At 67.7% G+C, this 15,538-nt stretch carries 17 protein-coding genes and 1 tRNA gene; 8 read left to right on the plus strand and 10 right to left on the minus strand.

Annotation, left to right across the window (positions count from 1 at the left end; genetic code table 11):
* Positions 1-216: 216 nt before the first annotated feature.
* Positions 217-291, minus strand: a tRNA-Val gene (locus FJX73_08660).
* 152 nt (positions 292-443) lie between these two features.
* Here FJX73_08660 and FJX73_08665 point away from each other — a divergent pair.
* Entirely contained in the window at positions 444-2,336 is a 1,893-nt protein-coding gene (locus FJX73_08665) for a DUF2207 domain-containing protein (protein ID MBM3470847.1), read from the plus strand.
* Positions 2,337-2,382: 46 nt separating this feature from the next.
* Here FJX73_08665 and FJX73_08670 read toward each other — a convergent pair whose 3' ends face one another.
* Both FJX73_08670 and FJX73_08675 read right to left on the minus strand, forming a co-directional pair.
* Positions 2,383-3,234 (minus strand): amino acid ABC transporter permease, encoded by an 852-nt coding sequence (locus FJX73_08670; protein ID MBM3470848.1) that lies wholly within the window; start codon positions 3,232-3,234, stop codon positions 2,383-2,385.
* Between the two features lie 7 nt (positions 3,235-3,241).
* Entirely contained in the window at positions 3,242-3,946 is a 705-nt protein-coding gene (locus tag FJX73_08675) for a basic amino acid ABC transporter substrate-binding protein (protein MBM3470849.1), read from the minus strand.
* A 337-nt stretch (positions 3,947-4,283) separates the two neighbouring features.
* Here FJX73_08675 and FJX73_08680 point away from each other — a divergent pair, with 337 nt between their 5' ends.
* Positions 4,284-4,715 carry a hypothetical protein gene (locus tag FJX73_08680; GenBank protein MBM3470850.1) on the plus strand — a complete coding sequence of 144 codons (432 nt, stop codon included), beginning with the start codon at positions 4,284-4,286 and terminating at the stop codon, positions 4,713-4,715.
* 2 nt (positions 4,716-4,717) lie between these two features.
* Here the strand turns inward: FJX73_08680 and rlmD are convergent, their stop codons facing one another.
* The gene (gene rlmD, locus FJX73_08685) at positions 4,718-6,070 is read right to left on the minus strand and encodes a 23S rRNA (uracil(1939)-C(5))-methyltransferase RlmD (protein MBM3470851.1); all 1,353 of its coding nucleotides are present in this window, start codon (positions 6,068-6,070) and stop codon (positions 4,718-4,720) included.
* Positions 6,071-6,132: 62 nt separating this feature from the next.
* Between rlmD and FJX73_08690 the strand changes: the two genes are divergently transcribed.
* The 4 genes from FJX73_08690 to FJX73_08705 are packed head-to-tail and all read left to right on the plus strand — an operon-like array spanning position 6,133 to position 8,390.
* A complete protein-coding gene (locus FJX73_08690; protein ID MBM3470852.1) occupies positions 6,133-6,705 on the plus strand; it encodes a nitroreductase in 573 nt (190 codons plus the stop codon).
* Between the two features lie 10 nt (positions 6,706-6,715).
* Positions 6,716-7,516, plus strand: a complete 801-nt coding sequence (locus FJX73_08695; GenBank protein ID MBM3470853.1) for a hypothetical protein — start codon at positions 6,716-6,718, stop codon at positions 7,514-7,516.
* An 8-nt stretch (positions 7,517-7,524) separates the two neighbouring features.
* Positions 7,525-7,854 (plus strand): hypothetical protein, encoded by a 330-nt coding sequence (locus tag FJX73_08700; protein ID MBM3470854.1) that lies wholly within the window; start codon positions 7,525-7,527, stop codon positions 7,852-7,854.
* Positions 7,851-8,390 (plus strand): thioredoxin family protein, encoded by a 540-nt coding sequence (locus tag FJX73_08705; GenBank protein ID MBM3470855.1) that lies wholly within the window; start codon positions 7,851-7,853, stop codon positions 8,388-8,390. Before FJX73_08700 ends, FJX73_08705 begins: the two co-directional genes overlap by 4 nt.
* Positions 8,391-8,412: 22 nt before the next feature.
* Here the strand turns inward: FJX73_08705 and FJX73_08710 are convergent, their stop codons facing one another.
* From FJX73_08710 to FJX73_08720, 3 genes are read right to left on the minus strand one after another with little or no spacing between them, the layout of a single operon-like run.
* The gene (locus FJX73_08710) at positions 8,413-9,408 is read right to left on the minus strand and encodes a zinc-dependent alcohol dehydrogenase family protein (GenBank protein ID MBM3470856.1); all 996 of its coding nucleotides are present in this window, start codon (positions 9,406-9,408) and stop codon (positions 8,413-8,415) included.
* A gap of 9 nt (positions 9,409-9,417) precedes the next feature.
* Positions 9,418-10,083, minus strand: a complete 666-nt coding sequence (locus FJX73_08715) for a hypothetical protein (protein ID MBM3470857.1) — start codon at positions 10,081-10,083, stop codon at positions 9,418-9,420.
* A complete protein-coding gene (locus FJX73_08720; GenBank protein ID MBM3470858.1) occupies positions 10,074-11,048 on the minus strand; it encodes a radical SAM protein in 975 nt (324 codons plus the stop codon). The genes FJX73_08715 and FJX73_08720 overlap by 10 nt, the downstream gene beginning before the upstream one ends.
* 85 nt (positions 11,049-11,133) lie before the next feature.
* On the opposite strand from FJX73_08720, the gene FJX73_08725 reads away from it, so the two are divergent.
* The gene (locus tag FJX73_08725; GenBank protein ID MBM3470859.1) at positions 11,134-11,703 is read left to right on the plus strand and encodes a hypothetical protein; all 570 of its coding nucleotides are present in this window, start codon (positions 11,134-11,136) and stop codon (positions 11,701-11,703) included.
* Positions 11,704-11,707: 4 nt separating this feature from the next.
* Here the strand turns inward: FJX73_08725 and FJX73_08730 are convergent, their stop codons facing one another.
* A complete protein-coding gene (locus FJX73_08730; protein MBM3470860.1) occupies positions 11,708-12,592 on the minus strand; it encodes a DMT family transporter in 885 nt (294 codons plus the stop codon).
* A gap of 92 nt (positions 12,593-12,684) precedes the next feature.
* On the opposite strand from FJX73_08730, the gene FJX73_08735 reads away from it, so the two are divergent.
* Entirely contained in the window at positions 12,685-13,377 is a 693-nt protein-coding gene (locus FJX73_08735; protein ID MBM3470861.1) for a hypothetical protein, read from the plus strand.
* Between the two features lie 27 nt (positions 13,378-13,404).
* Here the strand turns inward: FJX73_08735 and FJX73_08740 are convergent, their stop codons facing one another.
* Positions 13,405-14,538 carry a peptidase C45 gene (locus FJX73_08740; GenBank protein MBM3470862.1) on the minus strand — a complete coding sequence of 378 codons (1,134 nt, stop codon included), beginning with the start codon at positions 14,536-14,538 and terminating at the stop codon, positions 13,405-13,407.
* Entirely contained in the window at positions 14,535-15,530 is a 996-nt protein-coding gene (locus FJX73_08745; protein ID MBM3470863.1) for a GNAT family N-acetyltransferase, read from the minus strand. The genes FJX73_08740 and FJX73_08745 overlap by 4 nt, the downstream gene beginning before the upstream one ends.
* Positions 15,531-15,538 lie beyond the last annotated feature (8 nt).

Below are 15,538 nucleotides of genomic sequence, written 5' to 3' on the forward strand. Positions count from 1 at the left end.
CCGACGCGTCCAGCCCATGACCATCACCTACGCCCGCGATCTGGGCGGATAGCTCAGGCGTCCGTCGCCGATGCGTTGCCGCCGGGCTTCAACGGCAAGCTTCCTCCTCGCCTTGTCGGTACGAGCAGAGTGTTGGCCACGGTCGGCGCAGCCGCTTGGGCCGGCAGGGAGGTATTCCTCGAACCATATCTCGCGTTGATGGTGCTCGCCGGTGCGTGGTGGGCGCTGCAGGACTTGAACCTGCGACCTCCTCTGCGTCAGAGAGGCGCTCTTCCTCTGAGCTAAGCGCCCGGCGAATCAAAACACCCTCGGGTGCTCACTCATTATAGGGACAAGCCCCACACGCCGCAACACGGTGTTTCGCCTCTTTCTGAACCAGGATCCTCAGGAGACGCGACGTCGCCTCCCAAAGCACGAAGGAGGGCGGGCGGCTTTGTGCGAACATGGGCTTCATGGAGCGCACACCCTACCGTGGAAGACCCGCAAGGACACTCCTGACGTTCCTTGTTGTGCTGGCGGCCGTGACCGCGCCCGCCGTCGGCGTCTGGGCGAAATCCTACGACCACCCGACGATTGATGTCACATTCCGCTTACTGCCCGAGGGGGACGCGGAGGTTGACGAGGTCCGTGCGTTCCGGTTTCAGGGCTCGTTCTCGTGGGCGGAGATCCGGCGCCGCACAACCGGGCAGTACGGGACCTACGGCCTGCGCTACCGCGGGATTTGGGACGCCGGCAGCGGCCAGGCAATGCAGTTCAAGCAGTCGCGGGATGGCTCCGAGGAGGTCCTCCGGTGGAACTACTCGGCCGCCGACACGACAAAGAGGTTCCGTATAAGGTACCGCATCACTGGGGCGGTGCAGCGTTACGCTGATGCCGCGCAGTTCTACTGGCAGGCGATCGAGGGAGACCACGCGCCCATTGGCCGGGTCCGGGTCATCGTGCAGGCGCCTGGCGCCAGCCCAGGGCTCTTCAAGGTCTTCGTCCACAGCAAGGCCACTCCGGGCGAACTCCGGATCGCCCCTGACTTCAGGAGCGCCGAGATCACGCAATCCGACATCCCAGAAACCTCGTTCGTGGAAGTGCGAGTCCTGCTGGACCCGGCCCTGTTTCCCAAAACGGTGGTGCGCCAGGGCGAGAACCACGAGAGTCTCCTGGCCGACGAGCGCCGCCACTCCGAGGCAGAGCGGCGGTGGACGTCGGTATTCCTGGTAGGGTTACTGGCCGGAACGCTGCTCCTGGTGGGGCTGATCGCCGCCTACGCGTGGACCTACGCGCGGTACGGACGGGAGCCCTCAGTGGCCTACGAAGCCATCTACGAGCGCGAGCCGCCCCGGCCGCTCCCCCCGGCGGTTGTTCCGGCAATCCTCCCCCAGGGCGGCGTGCGGCGCGCAGATCTCGCCTGGGCCTTCGCGGCCACGCTGGTTGAGGCGGCGCGGTTGGGATACCTGGAGATCGAGGAGCGGCAGGACCAGGGGTTGTTGGGAACCGGGCTCTTCCGCGGCACCGATCTGGTCTACCGGCTCACCGACAACGGTCGCGCCCTCCTGTCGGGTCGGCTGCCCGAGGAGACGAGGCGGGAGCGTTCACTGGATGCGCTCGAGGTGAAGGTGCTCGATGCAGTCTTCCGCAAGGCCCGCAAAGGCGATGAGGTGACCGGCGACGAGATAGAGGCCTGGGGCAAACAGATCGTCGGAAGGAAAAGCAACTTCCTGCTCTTCACGGAGGGGTGGGGCCCGGACCTGCGCCGTTGGTTCGAAGACCGGCACTTCCGCCTCGATGATGCGGCCAGCGAGCGGGCCAAGGGGTGGTTCATCGGGGGCGCGGTGATCACCATTTTCGTGGCCTCGGCGGTGGGCATGGGCCTGACAGCGTTTGCGGCCGTCCCAATAGGGATCGTCTTGATCGGCCTCTCTCTGAAAGGGCTCTCGCGCCGGACCCCTGAAGCCGCCCTCGAGGTGAAGCGGTGGGAGGCGTTCCGGCGGTTCATGGTTGATTTCTCTGCCATGAAGGACGCGGGCCCGAACGTGCTGGCGCTGTGGGAGAGCTACCTGGTGTATGCCACCGCCCTCGGCGTGGCCGACCGGCTGATCGATAACCTGAAGCTGGTGGCGGCCGAAACAGGACAGACGGTTCCGCGCGTGGCATGGTTCCACAGCGCCTCAGGCGGCGGTCGGGCAGGTCTGACGCCTGCCGGGCTCGGTTCACTTGAGGCCCTCTCCAGGTCGTTCCAGAACTTCCAGGGGCTGTCGCGTGCGCTGTCCAGCTCGTCTGGCAGCGGCGGTGGATTCAGCGGCGGCGGCGGCGGGGGCGGCGGCGGCAGCAGCCGTGCGGGCTGAGAGAGGAATCGCGGACCGTCCCCGGGATCAGCCCAGGAGGACGCGCCTACCGGCCGGCCTTGGCCCAGCGCTCGAGAGCCCGCACGCCCATCGAGCCCACCAGCGTCATGATCAGGTACAGCAGCGCCACCATGTTGTAGGTTTCAAAAGCGCGGAAGGTCCTGGCCGAGAGCAACCGGCCCGCCTGCGTCAGTTCCGGGACCGCGATCGCCGAGGCCAGGGCCGAATCCTTCAGCAGCGCAATGAAGTCGTTGCCCAGCGGCGGCAGCACGACGCGCAGTGCCTGCGGGAGTATGACGAACCGCATCGCCTGCCCGTAGCTCAGGCCCAGCGAACGCGCGGCCTCCATCTGCCCCCTGGGAATGGACTCTATCCCGGCGCGGTAGATCTCGGCCAGGTAGGCGCCGTATCCGATCGCCAGGCCCAGGATGGCCCGGTTTAGGTCGCTGCGTATGAGCCGGGTGATGACCTCGGCCGCGCCGTGGAAGCCGGCCGCCCGGGCAGCGCCGGCCAGCGCCGCCGAAACCAGGGGCGCGGCCACGAAGGCAATGTAGATCAGCAGCACCAGCAGCGGAATGCCCCGAACCACCTCTACGTAGAGCGTGGCCACGGTGTAGACCACTGGCCGCCGGGACAGCCGCATCAGGCCGGCCACCAGGCCGATGACCAGCGCCAGCGAGTATGCGGCGAACGTCAGGTGCAGGGTCAGGAGCACCCCATCCCAGAGAAACGCCAGGGTGTCCCTGTAGACCCGGGAGCCGGCCACCACGAACGCGATGCCGGCCCCCGCGGTCAGCAACACGAGCACCCACCAGGGAATCCGCTCCAGGGCGGCCGGAGCCAGCCGGCTCCGGCCGCCGTCGCGTCCGCTGGCGGAGGACGGGCCTCTGGTGCTCACGCGAGACCTACTGGCCCGGGGCCCGCTCCACGAACCACTTCTTGTAGAGGCCGTCGAGCGTACCGTCGGCCTTCATCTGTTCCAGGGCCGCGTCGAACGCCTGCTTGAGAGCCGCATCGCCCTTCTTGAGCGCGATCCCCAGGGCCTCGCTCGTGAACGGCTCGCCCACCTTCTTGATCTTGTCCGGGGTCAGGTTGATGAACCCGTCGGCAGCGTAGCTGTCAATGATGACGGCGTCCACATCCCTGTTGATGAGCGCCTTGACTGCCAGGGCGAATGTCTCGTAGCGCCGCACATCTCCGACCTTTCCCTCCTTCTGGAGGGCGCTGGCCTTCTCGTCGTTGGTGGTCCCGGTCTGCACCGCGACCTTCTTGCCTGTCAGGGCGTCAACTCCTGTAACGGCGGCCTCGTCCGTCCGTACCAGAACGACCTGGCCGTAGCGCAGGTAGGGCTCGCTGAAGTCAATGCTCTTGAGACGCTCTTCAGTGATCGTCACGCCCGATGCCACGGCGTCGAACTGGCCCTGGGCCAGGGCAACAAAGATGCCGTCCCACGCTGTGGTGGTGAAAGCCGCCTTGCAGTTCGCGCGGCGGCAGATCTCGGCCAGCAGGTCGGGGTCGAAGCCGACGATCTGCTTGTTCTCGTCCACGTACTCAAAGGGCGGATAGGTGGTGTCACTGCCGACCTTGACCTCCCGTCCGCCCAGGTCCATGACGGCTGCGGGCGGCTGCGGCGTCGCGGGCGGCTGGGCCGCCTGGCGGCCGCGCATGACGTAGAGAAGCGCTGCGATCACGATCAAGATAACAACAATGTAGCCAACCGAACGTCCTCTCATTTGCTTCCCTCCTGTCAGGACTGGCGTCGTCGCTCCCACACTTCGGGGTTCACGCTGGCCTCCTCGGGCAGGCGGCGGGCAACGTAGACTCGGGGCAGCGGCACGCCTAACCGTTCGCGGCCACCGGCACGCCTCCTGCTCACCCGCGGGGATCACCCACCTGGCCCGCCACCCGCTGTGAGGAGTCAGCCCATCCTGCGGCGAACAATCCGGCATGGCTAGATGGAGAACGCACCTGATCTGGATGCTCGCTGGGGCGGTGCTGCTGGAGATCCCCACGCCCCCTCCAGGGCTGGACAGGGCGCTGGCAGACGATTACCGCCGGGCACTGGTGACCCAGGGCTTCCAGGTGATCTCCCTGGTGATAACCGACCGCCGGGCTGCCGGAGGGGTCCGTCGCGCGGAGATAGCGTATCGCACGCGGACGGCCGGCACGCTCTCCGCCCTGAAGCCGGAGGTGGTGCGCGTGATTGCCCCTTCCGCCAATCCCAAACTTGCGCTCGACCTTGTCGTCGTCAGGGCTGCTCGGCGCGATGGCTCGGTAGCGGCCGCGATCACAATCCAGGTGGCCGTGATAGACCGCTGGCTGAAGGCCCAGATCAGCGACGACGAGTTCTTCGGGCGGTGGATCGTGCGCCGGAGTTGACGCTAGGCCTGGCGTTCGAGGACCGCGATCGCCTCCACGTGATGCGTTTGCGGAAACAGATCGAACGGTTGCACGTCCACCAAACTGTAGCCGAATGGCAGGACCTCCTTGAGGTCCGGCGCGAGGGTTGTGGGGTTGCACGACACATAGATAATTCTGCGGGCGCCACTCCGGCCTATCTTGCGCATGACCTTTCCGCCGGCGCCGGCACGGGGTGGGTCCAGCACGAGCACATCCGGCGTGCCGTGTGCCGCGACCACCGCGGGCAGCATCAATCTGGCATCACCGGCAGTGAACTCCACACCATCCAGACCGTTGAGCGCGGCGTTCGCGCTGGCCGCGTCAACCGAGGCAGGCACCAGTTCGATGCCGACCACACGGCCACCGGCGCGGGACAGCGGCAGCGCGAAGGTCCCGACCCCGCAGTAGAGGTCCACCACGCGCGCCGAGGCGAGCGGTTGCGCGCGCGCAACCACGTACTCGACCATGCGGGCGGCCTGTGCGGTGCTAGTCTGGAAGAAAGTGTCGAGCCCTATCCGGAAGCGCAGTCCCGCCACCCGTTCTTCAAGGGTGCAACTGCCGTGCAGGGTCTCGACCAATGAGGGTGGAGCCCCCTCGGACGCTGCCGTCACGATTCCACGCACGATGCCCGTAGCCCCGGGGACTACCCCCACCACCTCCTCGACAAACGCGGAGGAGAAGGCGAACGGCCCCGGAGAGGTCACGAGCCCAACCAGACGGTCGCCGGTTCCCCGGGCCTCCCGGATCACAAGCGAGCGCAGGAACCCGGCATGGGTCTTGGGGTCGTACGCCGTCAGGCCGTGGCGGCGGGCAAACGCGCGCACCGCCCCCACCAGTGCGACCGATTCAGGGGATTGCAGAAGGCAGGCCTCTATGGGAACGATCCGGTTCCACTCGCCACGACTGTGAAGCCCCAGCACCCCGTCCGGATGGAACGAGAACTCCATCTTGTTGCGGTAGTACCAGGGATCCGGCGCAGGAACAATCGGGTGGACCACCGCCTCGGCGATGCCGCCCAGGTGGGCGAGACTCTCGCGGACGATCGCCCCTTTTGCATCGGCCTGCGCCGCGTAGGCCACGTGCTGCCACACGCACCCTCCACAGGGACCAAAGTGGGGACAGCGTGGCTCGACGCGATCCGCAGAGGCAACCTCGACCGCCACCACCTCGGCCTCCGCGTACCTTCTCCGCGCCCGGACGATGCGCGCGCGCACAACATCACCGGGCGCAGCCCCGGCCACAAACACGACAAACCCGTCAAGGCGGCCGACCCCCCTTCCGCCATATGCGAGACGGTCCACCGTCACCCTGACTTCATCTCCGTGCTTCAGCATCCTGACCTCCGGCCGCAATCGTACCACTCCCGTGACGCCGTGCCCATCTGCGGGAGAGTCCAATGCAGGCACACCCAGTCCTGCCGGCGAAGTGGACCCGCGTGGACCTCTACCGCTGCGTGGTCACGAAGCGCGACCTGCGGACGTTCACCGGCCAGACCATCGAGCCGGGACCGCTGCGGCGGGTGCTCAACGCTGGTCGTCACAGCGGCAGCGCGCGCAACCGGCAGCCCTGGCAGTTTGTAGCGGTCACCGACCGCGATGTGCTGCGGCGCCTTGCGCGGTGCGGCCGCTTCGCAGGACACCTGGCGACCGCTGCGGCCGCGGTGGTCATTCTCGTCGAGGAGCGGGGGCATCTCTTCGACGCCGGACGCTGCGCCCAGTCCATGATGCTGGCTGCCTGGGGTATGGGAATAGCCTCGTGTCCGGTCACCCTGCACCACGACGCGCAGACCCGGGCAGCGCTGGGCTTGCCCAAAGGTCCGGTGGTGGCCACTGCTATCGCACTGGGCTATCCTGATCCGCGCGGACGGGGACGCCTGGAGCGCCTCGCGTTGCGCGCGATCGCCGGAAGGGGTCGCAAGCCACTCGTGGACCTCGTGCATTGGAACCAGTATGGCCGGCGTCTGCTATAATGCTGCCGGCATGAGATGCAGCCCCCTACGCACGGTTCTCGCCGCGTTCGCGTTCCTGTTGCTGGCAGTTCCGGCTCTTGCGCAGGGCCTCTCGATTGACGCCCTTGTGTCGCGAATCCTTGCCGACCCCAACCCTCAGCCGTACACGATGGCCGCGGACTTCACCGCCCGCATGGTCTTCAACATGACAACGGGACGGATTAGCGTCTACGCCGCCGGCACCCTTCTTGAATCCCGTGCCGCGCTCGGCGAGCCGCGCCGGCGCAAGGCAACGCTAACCAGGCTCGATATCCCGTTGCTGCTGAGGCCGTTCTCGAGCTCAATCCGGCGCACGGTCACCGATCTGGTCGAGGCCGAACCAAGGCCCGGCGAGTTCCTGCCGACCCAGGACGTGTTCATCGTTGAGGAGCGTGCCGGCGGTCGAACCCTGGTGGGAGGCGTCCGTCAGGACATCGTCACCGACACGATGACCCGATACGGCCAAACCGCGAACCTGAGGGATCCCGCGTCGAGAAGGGCGATCGCCCGGTGGCTGTGGTCGCCGACACAGCGTGCCTCGATCGTTCGCGGGGGACCTGGTCCGTACATGCTCTCTGCCCTCGTGGATGAGGCCGGCCTTCTTTACCAGCTCTCGTTGTTCTACGACTGGGGCGAGCTGTCGAACAGGTTCGCGTTCGCAAGCGTAGGCGGCAGGCCGTTCTGGCGCGAGGTCATCACGGACACGTCGTCGGAGTTCATGGGGTTAGGCCGCGTGGACGCCACGATCGCTCTGCAGATATCAAACCACTGCCTGAACTGCCCGCCGCGGTAGGCGCCTTCGTGCGGATCGAGTTCTTCTACTGGGAGGACTGCCCCTCGCACCCAGAGGCCCTGGACCGGCTCCTGCAGGTCATGCGCGAAGAAGGCCTAGCCGACCCGGTGGAGGTGGTCCTCATCGCCACTGCGGAAGACGCGGTCCACCACCGCTTTCCCGGATCGCCCACGGTGCGCATCAACGGCGAGGACCTGCAGCCCGAAGGTGCCCAGGGACAGGCAATGCTGACCTGCCGCACCTACCACACGGAGACCGGCCGGCTCTCGCCGCTGCCGACGGCCGCAATGATCCGGAGGGCGCTTCAGGCAGCCCGCCGGGAAGACGGAGGAGGATGACCATGCCCCTGGCAATAGGTGATCGGATCGTACCCTTCTCGCTCCCCGCGACCGATGGCTCCACGGTCTCGGCAGATCAGTTCGCGGACCGGGCGGTGCTGGGCGTGATCTTCTGGTGCAACCACTGTCCCTATGTCAAGGCCTGGGAAGACCGGCTGATTGCCATTCAGCGCGAGTATGCCGAAAAGGGTGTCCAGATGGTCATGATCAGCAGCAACGACCCGGTGGCCTACCCCGACGACTCATTCGATGCGATGCGATCGCACGCTCGAGAGAAGGCGTATCCGTTCCCATACCTGTTCGATGAGTCGCAGCAGGTCGCCCGAAGTTACGGCGCGACGCGCACGCCAGAGGTCTTCCTGTTCGACCGCGAGCGTGTATTGCGCTACCACGGCGCGCCCGATGACAACTTCGAGCGTCCTGAAGAGGTGACCAGCCGCTACCTCCGGGATGCGCTGGATGCGCTCCTGGCTGGCGGGACCCCGGCGGAGGCGACGACTCCACCCAAGGGCTGCACCATCAAGTGGCGGCCATAGAGGTACTGGCCGGTCCGCCGTGCTAGGGGCGCAACACCGCGGCGGCGCGTAGTTCCCGCCGCTTCAGGCGCAGTAGCACCTCGTTGGCGGCCTCGAGGGGTTGTGACTCCGCCTCGACCCGCACGGGGATCTCCGCGGCAAGCCGCAGGAAGGCATGCGCGTCCGCACGGGTCAGATGGCTGACCGTGCGCAGGACTCGCTCCCCGTAGAGCGTTGCATAGGGCATCGCAGGGATGCCATCCAGCGTCACGGCATTGACCGCCACCGTGCCGCCGGGGCGCACGGCCCGCAGGGCGGCTACAACCGCCTCGCCTGAGGGCGCGAAGACGACCGCCCGATCGCACGGCACCGGAGGCGTGGTGCCGGGCTCGACCGCCCAGCGCGCACCCAGCTCCTCTGCCAGCGCCCGGTGTTCCGCCCCGCGCGTCACGACCCCGACCGTGCATCCCCAGTGCCGGGCGACCTGGATCGCCAGGTGCGCCGATGCACCGAACCCGAAGAGGGCCAGATGCTCCCCGGGTCGCAGCCCCGCGACGTGCAGCGCCCGGTAGCCGATCACGCCGGCGCACAGGAGCGGTGCCGCGGCGGTATCGTCGAACACCGGCGGAACCGGAACCACGAACGCTGCGCGGGCCACCGTGTAGTCGGTGAAGCCGCCGTCAACGTCGTAGCCGGTAAACCGCGCCCGCGGGCAGAGGTTCTCCTCACCCCTGTCGCAGAAGGCACACGTGCCACAGGCAAAGGCCAGCCAGGTCACGCCCACGCGCGTGCCCTCCAGATCAGGCGTGACACCCGGACCGAGGCGGTGAATGGTGCCAACGATCTGGTGGCCCAGAACCACCGGTGACCGGCGGGGGGGCAGGTCGCCCTCAACGATGTGCAGGTCGGTGTGGCAGACCCCACACGCGCGCACTCGGATAGCCACCTCACCCGGGCCGGGGGTCAGTTCCTCCCTCTCGGCGAGCACCAGCGGCGCGGTCTCGATGGGTGCTGGAGCAAACAGCGAGACGGTGCGCACGACCGACGCCTAGCGAAGCCCAGACTGCGCGATCGTGCCGCCGGCAAACCCCTTGAGACGCGAGGCGGCCAGACCCGCGTGAGCCTCGAGCCGCGCGGGATCGTAGCTGGCCGGCGCGTAGATGATCATGAGGCACCGCCTAGTCTCAGGTCGGATCATGGTCCGTTGCGAGTCGCTGGTCGGGCTGCCGCACGGACCGTCGTCGTCCGCAACGGTGAGGCGGCCCTCGACGCTGTAAGGCCCCTTGCCGATCGCCTCGTATCCCTCGCCCGGTCCTCCGCGGCGTATGACGAGGGATCCGCGGACGCGATCGAGATCGTGCAGCCCTATGGGCAGCAGGAACTCGAGAGAGCAGAGGTTGTTTATGTCCACGAGCGTGTTGATCCTGGGCAGCCCATCGCCCCGCAGCACGCGCCGCAGCAGCGCCTCCGAGGACGGTCGCAGCTTCGTCGGATCCACTCCTATCCGGCGGTAGAGCTCCCTGGCCGGCTGGAGCCCCTCGATCTGCGCGGGCTCGCGCCCGGCGTACGAGGCCCGAAGACGCGCGCCGGTCGCCTCGATCTCCTCCCAGAGCGCCGGATCATTGTCCGCCACCGTCACCCCGGCTGCCTCGACCACGGCGACCCGCACGTGCGCCGCGACTGAGGGCTCCACCCGCACCTCGGTCATATCCATCCCCTCCTGCTTCGCTGGTCAAACCTCCAGAGCCCTGCGCCACGCGCCGCGGCAACCGCGTCACGGTACTCATCACGGGTTATCCTGCGGTTCAGTTCAGGAAAGCGCCCCGCTCCCACCTTGCCCGCAGGCGCGTACTGGTCCATCAGGTTGACGTAGGTGTCCGGGGACACGGACGCGGCCAGCCAGCGCATGACCTCAGCCGTCCCTGCCAGGCCCTCGGGCATCACAAGGTGACGGACGAGCAATCCCCGCAGCGCCAGCCCGCGCTCATCGAAGACCAGGTCGCCGCTCTGGCGGTGCATCTCGGCGATGGACGCCCGCGCCGCTTCCGGGTAGTCCGGAGCCAGCAGGTAGCGGCGGGCGACCTCGCGGTCCCAGCACTTGAAATCGGGCATGTACATGTCCACGATGCCGTCGAGCAGGCGCAGGCAGTCCATCGCGTCGTACGCGCTGGTGTTGTACACGATGGGCAGGTTCAATCCTGCCTCAACAGCCACGGGCAGCGCCTCCAGGATCTGCGGCGCGACGTGCTCTGGCGTGACAAGATTGATGTTGTGGCAACCCGCATCCTGAAGATGCAGCATCATGGCGGCCAGCGCATGAGGCGGCACCGGCTGGCCTTCGCCGAGGTGGCTGATCGCGTAGTTCTGGCAGAAGACGCACTTCAGGTTGCACATCGAGAAGAAGATCGTGCCGCTTCCCCGCCAGCCCCTCAGGCAGTCCTCCTCGCCGAGGTGAGGGGAGAACGAGTTGACAATGGCGAACCTGCCCGTCTTGCAGACCGCCCACCGATCTTCCAGCCGGTCCACCCCACACTCGCGCGGGCAGGCCCGGCATTCCCGCAGGAGGTCCAGCGCTTCTTCCGCGCGTCGGCGCAGTTCACCGGCACTCAGACGGCGATAGGCGGGTAAGAACCCCAGAGACGACGCCTGAAAGCGATCGGGGGTTGTTGCCAAGCGCATCCTCTCCGACGCCATCATGCACCGGCGGCAGGATCGCGGCAAGTCAGTGCAGGCGTCCGGGCGCCGCGCGGCGTAGAAGCCCAGCATGGCCCTGGTCCGGTTGGTGGTCCTGCTCGCGTTGCTCCTCGCGCCGCAGGCGCCCGCAGGCCACCTGGCCAGCAGCGGCGTGGCCGTCGCCGGCGGCGGCTTTGTGACCGCGACCGCGCTGTGGGTGACCCCACGCCTGGTGGATCACGCGTACTATCGCGCGCTCGTCCTAGAAGAGCACCAAGCCTGGCATCGCGCGGCCGCCCGGGCGTTCACGCTCATCCGGCTGGAGGTGGAGAACGGCTCTGGCCTGGCCCTGGAGGGCTACCTCTCGCTGAACCTGCGCCTCAACGCCGACGGCGTCCTCCACCCCGTCGTTAGGGATGCGGCCGCGCTGGCGCCCTACCGCCGCCTGGTTCCGGACCTCGGCCGACAGGTACTGGAGCCGCGCACGGTGCTGGTAGGGCTCTACCCGTTCCCCCGCATCGCCCTGGGCACACGCGACGTGCGCCTGATCATCCGGCCGCTTTGGGCTTTCGCGCGTGGCGTCGGGCAGGTGGGAACGCTCCCGGAGTTCGTGCTGCGTTTCGATCCCGCGGCACTGGCCTATCCGCCAGGAGCACCGTAGGCCCTCATCCCAGCAGGATCAGGGCCGTCCCTGTCAGTGCGATGATGGTCCCGAGCACTATCCAGACGGTGATCGTCTCCTGACCGCGCAGGAGAACCGGGCTGGCGATCAGAACCACGAGCGCCTGCAGATTGTACAGCACCGACGCGATGGCCACGGGCGCGTGCCGGAGCGCCGTGAAGAGCAGCAGGATCGCCATGGTGTTGAATAGAGCGCTGCCCAGCAGGTCGCCGCTGAGCCAGGCCCGGCCGGCTGGCCATCGCGCCGAGCGGTAGAAAGCCGACCAGAGCAGATGGGCGAGCAGCGCGGTGACCGCGCCCACCGTGGCGCCCAGAATCGGCGCCGGCGTCAGGATCAGTCCGAACCGTCGCGCGGTGTCGCCAAGGGCGAATGAAGCTGCCCCTGCCAGCGCCATCGCTATTCCCACCAGGTCCAGGGCGCGTGGGCCCGCGGGGCCGGCCTGGCGCCCTGTCCAGAGGCTGACCCACAGGCCGACGGTGACGGCGGCCAGCCCGACGACCTGCCAAGGACGGGGCAGCTCACCAAGAAAAAGGTAGCCGAACATCAGCGTGAAGATGCTGTTGCTTAGCCGGATGGCAGTGGAGAGCGCAGGTCCCAGGCGCCGGATGGTTTGGTACGCCAGGTTCCGGCCCAGCAGCGTGCCCGCTATCCCTCCGGCGGCGAACATGAGGATTGAGACAGGGTGGATCGCCGGCAGCAGCCCACCAAGAGCCGAAGTAGCCAGGATGGTCGAGAAGATCACGACGTTCGTGGCTATGCTCACCAGGACTCCGGCTTCCGGGGCAACCGCCACCATGAAGCGCCTCGCCAGGACCGTGCTGATCCCGAACGACATCGCCGCGGCCAGCGCCGCGAGTTCCCCGGTCATCGGATCTGGAACCCCATGTCCATCCCCCCGAAGAACCCGACTCTGCCGGCCGATAGCAGCAGTGTACGTCGCAGTTGCGAAGGGGGTCTCGCGTGGACGCCACCACGCCCGGGCATGCTGCCTGCGGTCCGCCAGCCGCAAGCAGGGGTCTGTCGCTCACCGAGCTGGCGCTGGCGTTGAGCCTGACGGCGATGGCCGCAGCCGGGCTGATGGGCCTCGTGCGCATATCCTCGCAGGCCGTGATCCTCGCCGGAGACGGGCTCGACGGGCAGCAGGGCGCCCGGCGTGCCATGGAACGGATCACCGAGGAACTCCGCTGGGCAGAGACCGTGGTGGCCGATGCCGCGTGCGCGCCCTCTGGCCTGTGCCCGAGCCGCGTGAGGGTGTTGATTCCGCCGGGCAACCCCTACCGCCGGGCCGAGTCCTACGAGGTCGTCTTCCAGTACAACCCCAGACAGCGCGAGATCGAGCGCCGGCTGGGGCGCGGGGTCAACAATCTGGCCTCGCGGATAGACGCGCTCGAGATGACCTACCACAACGCGGAGGGTGCCCCGACGCTTATCCCGTCGGAGGTGGCGCGCATTCGGATCGCGCTCGTAGCCAAGGCCCGCACCAGCCGTCCGGTCTACGTTGAGAGCACGGTCTCTCTCCGAAACCGACTGACCCTGTACGTCGCTCCCCCACTCGTGCCGGCCTGGAGGCCTTCTCCCAGAGGATATGAAGAACCGGCCCCATCTCCTCCAGTTCTGCCGCCGGGCCCGCCCGGTCCAGGAGAAGCGCGCTAGCCCACCGCGGGCGCACACGGACGCAGGCTACACGCAGTAACTGCTGTACGGAAACGTGCACGGAGGACCTGCCGCCACCTGCATGCAGCCGGTGTGGAGATCCATCAGGATGGAGACCCCGGTCTGGTAGCGCTCGGCCTCCGGCAACGCCGGGTTGGGGTGCCGGCAGACCGACTCAGGGTGACCCTCGTGGTCTTGCAGGATTGTCATCATGGTTCCGGCGGAGATCTGGCCGCGGGCAGCAGCCCCGGAAAGGAGTCGCTCTGCCCGGGCGCACCGGTGGAAGGTCGAACGCCATTCCTCGGTAATCGGCTGCCAGATCCCGAGGCGCTCGGGATCGCGGAAGTGGTTGGCGTGAACCAGGATCCCGTTGACGGGCTCGAGGGTGCATGTGCCGCGCGGCGCGGTCTCGATGTCCACGGCGATCCCTTCTCCCTGCTGGCCTGCCCTGGCCACCAGGTAGTTGGCGGAGCACGCGCGGACCCCCCGCGTCACAGCACCAACCGCGGCGTCCATCGCCTTGCTACACAGAACCTCCCAGGTGCGCGCGTGAAACGGAGTGCCCATGCGTGTCCAGTCGTCGTCGGCGGAGATCAAGCCGCTTACGGCGAGGCCGATCCCTGCGCTGTTCAGGCCGATCTTACCACCGGCGATGCCCGCTTCGGTGAAGCACAGCACCTGGAGTCCGTCGGGATGCGTGATGTGCTGGAGCACTCCTGCCACGCCGGGGATCCAGTCCCAGTTCTCGCCGACCCAGAGGTGGCCATCGTCCGACGCCTCTGGCGTGAGCGCGAATATCGTGCACTCCCGTGTGGGCGCGGGCATCCCACCCAGTTCGAGCGTCCCGAGTCGCGAGAACTCGCCATAGAACAGCTCAAACCGTAGATTGAGCGCGGCCACCTCCATGGTGGGCTGGCCGGCCCCGTGCGCCACGCCTTCCACCATCTCGGCGAAGGCGGGGGCTCGCGCACAAACAGCCGGCCAGTATCGCTCCGTCCGCCTGAGCACCTCGTCGCGCGACAAGGAGACCTCGCCGGCGAACCGGCGGAAGTAGAGGTCGAGGTTGTGGGCGACGAGGTCGGGCGCGGCCCGGCCGTGCCCTTCCCCGATCTCACCCGGACCACCCGTCAGGCGCAGGAATGGCAGCGAGGTGCCGCTCACCGCGCCTCTCCCGGATCCAGGGCCGCCTCGAACGTGATCCAGGCAGGCTGCCGCGTGAACCCCAGCCGCTCGTTGATCGCCAGCATGCCGGTGTTGTTCGTCTCGTTCCAGGTGCGGATCTCGGAGTAGCCGTGCTGCCGCCCATAGGCGATGGTTGCCAGCTTGAGCGCCCAGGCGATGCCCCGTCCGCGGTACGCGGGCAGTACACCGGTGACGCCATGGTACAGGTGCGTTCCTTGCGCAGGCCGGTGCAGGTTGGCCTCACCCACGTAGTCACCGCCCGCCAGTGCCAGGAAGTAGGCGCCGGGAAGCGCCCGCGGTGACTCGATGGTGCTGCGCACGTACACTTCAAACGGGACAGGCGTATACGGGATCGGCATAGGAATGCCCGCGACCACGGCGTTGTGCAACTCGTAGGCGCGGCGCAGCGCTCCGGGGTCGCGCCGGAGCTCATCCTCCAGCGTCACTATTGTGACGCCCTCCCCTCGCGCGTGATCGAGGTAGTACGCAAACGGCGATGGGTCGAACCATCCAAGGTCCAGCCGGACCTCCCAGGTCCGCATCGTCTCCCGAAATCCCCGGTGGGCCAGGAACCGGATTGCCTCGGGCATCGTCTCCCGGGCGAACGACTCGAGAACCAGCGCGCCCCGGGCTGCAAGCACCCCACGCATGTGAGAGTACAGCGCGGATCCTGTGCCCCGACCCCGCCAGGCAAGGTCGGTGAAGATGCCCATGCGATACCGGGCAGGATCGAACTGCCCTGGCATGTCGTGCGCATGGGAGTACCCGATCACCTCTCCGGTCTGGGTCTCGGCCACCGCCAGGATGGACGCGTACCCTCCCTCCTCCAGCCGCGCCCGGAACTCCCGGAACTCGTCCAGCGTCTCCGGGTAGTCCGGGAAGAGGGCGTTGCCGATCTCCAGGATCCTAGCCTCGTCGGTATCGCGAGCCTCGCGAACCGTCACTCGGGCCGGGGTCGGCACGCCGTCCATGGCTAACG

Source organism: Armatimonadota bacterium, from assembly GCA_016869025.1.
Classification (GTDB): domain Bacteria; phylum Sysuimicrobiota; class Sysuimicrobiia; order Sysuimicrobiales; family Humicultoraceae; genus VGFA01.